Genomic DNA, 4,063 nt, shown 5'->3' with positions numbered 1-4,063 from the left:
GCCGGGGGCCGGGCCGGGGCGGCGGCGAGCAGCAGTCCGGCGACGAGCAGGGGGCTCATGCTGTGGGTTCTATCCGAAAGGCCGGGGGTCCGGCGGGGCGCGGTGGAGATTTTCTTGACGCGATCTCCCGACGTGGGAGCTTGGCGGTGCTACAGGACTGTTGCTGACGGGAGCAAGGGCCGATGAACGCGGTGGCTTCGAGCTGGCGGACACTGGAGAACGTCGAGGTGGAGTGTACCCACTGCGGCATCCGGATGACCCTTCAGATGGGGAACCGGATTCGCTACTTCCGGTGTTCCGGCTGCCACCGCTGGGTCTCCAGTACCTACTCCGAGGTGTTCCGGGCGGACGCCAAGGTGCGCACCCACCCCGTGAAGGACACCGGGGCCCAGGACGAGCAGTTCATCGAGGTGAAGGACCGGCTGGAGCGCTGGCTGTCCGCCATCGAGGACCAGGACCCCTACCAACTGCTCGGCGTGTCGCCGCTGGACTCGGCGGACAAGGTGCGCGCGCGCTACCACACGCTGGCCATGGAGCGTCACCCCGACCGGGGCGGCTCCGCGGAGAAGATGCGCGAGCTGAACGTGGCCTACGAGCGCATCCTCCGCCACCAGCAGCGCAAGCGTCAGGAGGCGCTCACCTCGGGCGCGTCCGTGGTGTCGGCGTCGGTCCTGCCGGCCCGCAGCAGGTAGGCCCAGAACAGGCCCCCCAGGGACAGGCCCAGCGCGGCCTTGGCCCACGTGGGGAACAGGTCGCCCGGGGACACGTAGCCCTCCACCACGCCGATGCAGGCCAGGAAGGGAGCGCACCCCAGCACCAGCTTCACCGCCTCGCGTCCGCGCAGGGTCAACGCCTGGCTCCGGGGCAGCTCCCCGGGGTCCACCAGCGCCTGGCCCACCATCAGCCCCGCGCCTCCGGCGATGACGATGATGGACAGCTCCACCGGGCCGTGCGCGGCGATGAAGTCCAGGAAGCCCACCGTCATGCCCTCGCGGATGCACAGCGCGGTGATGGCGCCAATCTGCACGCCGTTGTTCACCAGGATGAACATCGTCCCCAGCCCCGCGAAGATGCCCATCGCGAAGGTGAGGATGGTGACGGTGAGGTTGTTGGTGGCGATGCCGGAGGATACGGAGTTGGGCGGCGCCACCGACAGGATGTCGTCCGTCCACATGCGCCCCTGGGCCACGTACTGACGCACGCCCGAGGGCACGAGCAGCTCCGCGCCGCGTGGCTCCCACAGCACCACCAGCGCGCCCAGCAGCAGTCCCAGGCAGAACAGCGCGGCGCTCGCGCCCACGAAGCCCAGCTCCCGGCGCAGCGTGCGCGGGAAGTCGCGGCGGAAGAAGCCTCGCACCGCGGCCCAGCGCTCGCGTGGAGGCTGGTAGATGGCCGCATACGCGCGCGCGCAGAGCTGGTTGAGGAAGCGGTGCGCGTCGGTGTCCGGGTAGAACGTCTGCGCGAGCGCCAGGTCGGAGGCCGCGCGGCGGTACAGCGTGTCCAGCGTGCGCAGCTCGTCCAGCGTCAGCGTGCCCGCGCGCTGGCGCTCGAGCAGCCCCTCCAGCGACTTCCAGCCCTCCCGCTTCTGGGCGACGAACGCCGTCAGCGCCTGGGCCATCCTCAGCGCTCCGTCCGCACGAGGCCGCGCAGGTGGGCCTCGATGGACGTGGAGGACGCGAGCACCCCGTCGCGCTCCGCGTCCGTCAGCCCGCCCAGCTTCTCCACCATCCGCGCGCCCATCCGGTGCCGCACGTCCGGCGCCAGCGCCGGCGCGCGCGTGAGGAACGCCAGCACCAGCTCCACCTCGTCGGGCTTCAGCGCCCGCGTCGTCGAAGGCGCGGCGCCGCTCGTCGCCTGGGGCGCCGGCTGCGTGTACTTGTCCAGGTCGATGCGCTCCTCGCGCACCAGCACCGTGCCCGCGAGCACGTCCCCCAGCCGCTGATGCCTGGGCGTGAGCAGGAGGCTGATGCAGCCCACCGCGTAGACGCCGGGCAGGAAGTCCACCGCGCGGCACAGGTTGCGCACGGCGCTCTCGTAGAGGCCCACCGGCGAGCCGTCCAGGCGCACCACGCGGATGCCCAGCGCGCGCTTACCCGGCGTCTGCCCGTGGAGGAAGACCTCGCCCAGCGTCCAGTACAGCCACTGGGTGGCGAACACGCCCACCACCAGCAGCGTCTGCCCCAGGCTCGACAGCCCCTGGAACACCCCCAGCACGTCCGACACCAGCAGCGTGAAGACGAAGTACGCCACCACCCAGAAGAAGAAGAGCAGGCTGGCGTCCACCAACCACGCCAGGCACCGGTAGCCGATTCCGGCCACGGGCAGGGAGAGCGCCACGCGCTCCGGCGTGGCCACGGCGAGATGCGGGCTGGGTGCGGTCCTCATGTCCGCTACCCAGCATACACGCCGAGGGCCCATCTCCCGTCGTCACCTGGGGCCGACCCTGCGACGATTCCGGACATCACCCGCTGTCGCATGGTGGACAGCCGACCGCGTGCCAGGGCCCGGCGGATATCGGCTGTTGGACGGAAGGGCTTGTCATTCCAACAACAGCGATGACGAACCAACGGACGCGGTGGCCGAATCCCATCGGATTCGCGCACACTTGACACTCCGTCCAGGGTCGGCTTCGCCTCCGCGCTTCCCCGGTGTTAGGGTATTGGTGACGTTGGACCTGGAGCTGGCTCCAGCGGAGGTGGAGCCCGGAAGGACGTCACCAGTTGTGAGGAGTGAAAAGCAGTCACGGAGTCAGGTCGTGCATCATCGGACCGACCCCGGAGTGGTTCAGCGGACGCGCAAGCTCGACCTGGAAGCCTCATCCCGCTGACCGAGCAGTCCCGAGGTCGGAAGCAGTCAACACGCTAGTACAAGTTGTTTCGCCATGGCGGCTGGGGGGCCTTCGCATGGCAACTAATCAAGCTGCGATTCGTGTATCCATTCTCGAAGGGCCGTTCGTGATGTGGGAGAACATCGCCGACGGTCTTCGTGGTGAGGGCGTGAGCGTGACCTCGGTGACGAGGGATGCGCGCTTGTTCCTCGACAGCCTCGGGACCGACCCGCCGCAGGTGGCGGTGCTGGATGTGGAAGGAGACGGCGAGGCATCCCTGGGGTGCTCCGTGACGGAGGGCATCAACCTGCTGCGCGAGGCGCGCAAGCGACGTCTGGAGGTGCGCATGCTCCTCCTGTCGGCCGTGAGCGTGCCGGAGATCATCTCCCAGTGCTTCGACGAAGGCGCCTCGGGGTATCTCTTCCGCAAGGGGCTGGGCACCTCCGCGGTCTCCTCGGCCATCAACTCACTGGTGCGCGGGGAGCGACTGTTCCCGGTCCAGCTGCTGCGCAACGACTTCGAGCATCCACCGGTGACGACGCCCACCGCGAGCGTGCTCATGGCGCTCACGCAGCGCGAGCGCGAGGTGCTGCAGTATGTCTCCGGCGGCGCGGACAACCTGAAGATCGCCGCGCACCTGCAAATCGCCGAGCGCACCGTGAAGTCGCACGTCACGCAGCTCTACCGGAAGCTCGGGGCCGAGAACCGCACCCAGCTCGCGCTGCGCGCGTGCCACCTGGGGGTTCGTCCGCCTCCAGACCTCTGAGTCGACACCGCCCGCCACGGACCCCAGCCAGGTCGCCGGGGTCCGTCGGGCACGACTTGGGGTGCCTCAGTTCTTCAGGGCCTGCTCTTCCATCTTCTTGCGCAGGCTGAGCGGACGCATGTCCGTCCACACTTCCTTGATGTACGCGAGGCACTCGGCCTTCAGGCCCTGCTTGCCCGCGTCCTTCCAGCCCAGCGCGTTCTCCCGGTCCGCCGGCCAGATGGAGTACTGCTCCTCGTGGTTGACGACGACCTTGTAGATCGTCGTGTCTTCGCGCTCGTCCGCCATGTGAGTCACCCCTGAAAGTGGCTGCATCTTGTTCACATCCCAGGAAAATGGGTCAAGACCGCCAAAAGTAGGCTGACGCCCACTTTCCCCTCTCCTGGTGCACTGCTCCGACAGGCTGTTCATCGCGGCACCGTGGGTGCTGGTGCGCGAGGGCCGCCCGGCCCCGGTGTGAAACGCGGCCA

5 protein-coding genes are annotated in these 4,063 nt (G+C 68.8%); 2 read left to right on the top strand and 3 right to left on the bottom strand.

The genetic code is table 11. The annotated features are described in order from the left end of the window. Window positions 1-182 precede the first annotated feature (182 nt). Entirely contained in the window at window positions 183-692 is a 510-nt protein-coding gene (locus FL311_RS21350; protein ID WP_141327505.1) for a J domain-containing protein, read from the top strand. Here FL311_RS21350 and FL311_RS21345 read toward each other — a convergent pair. After that, window positions 626-1,618, bottom strand: a complete 993-nt coding sequence (locus FL311_RS21345; protein ID WP_141327504.1) for a stage II sporulation protein M — start codon at window positions 1,616-1,618, stop codon at window positions 626-628. The two genes, FL311_RS21350 and FL311_RS21345, sit on opposite strands and share 67 nt — an antisense overlap. A 2-nt stretch (window positions 1,619-1,620) precedes the next feature. Then, entirely contained in the window at window positions 1,621-2,385 is a 765-nt protein-coding gene (locus FL311_RS21340; protein WP_141327503.1) for an RDD family protein, read from the bottom strand. 518 nt (window positions 2,386-2,903) lie between these two features. On the opposite strand from FL311_RS21340, the gene FL311_RS21335 reads away from it, so the two are divergent. Further along, window positions 2,904-3,593, top strand: a complete 690-nt coding sequence (locus FL311_RS21335) for a response regulator transcription factor (protein WP_141327502.1) — start codon at window positions 2,904-2,906, stop codon at window positions 3,591-3,593. 66 nt (window positions 3,594-3,659) lie between these two features. Here FL311_RS21335 and FL311_RS21330 read toward each other — a convergent pair whose 3' ends face one another. After that, complete coding sequence (locus FL311_RS21330) at window positions 3,660-3,881, bottom strand: MbtH family protein (protein ID WP_046713356.1); 222 nt, start codon at window positions 3,879-3,881, stop codon at window positions 3,660-3,662. Between the last annotated feature and the right edge of the window lie 182 nt (window positions 3,882-4,063).

Origin of the sequence: Myxococcus sp. AB025B, assembly GCF_006518215.1 — a bacterium.
GTDB lineage: Bacteria > Myxococcota > Myxococcia > Myxococcales > Myxococcaceae > Myxococcus > Myxococcus fulvus.
The sequence above is the reverse complement of the archived record's forward strand: the minus strand, read 5'-3'. Positions and strand labels throughout refer to the sequence as shown.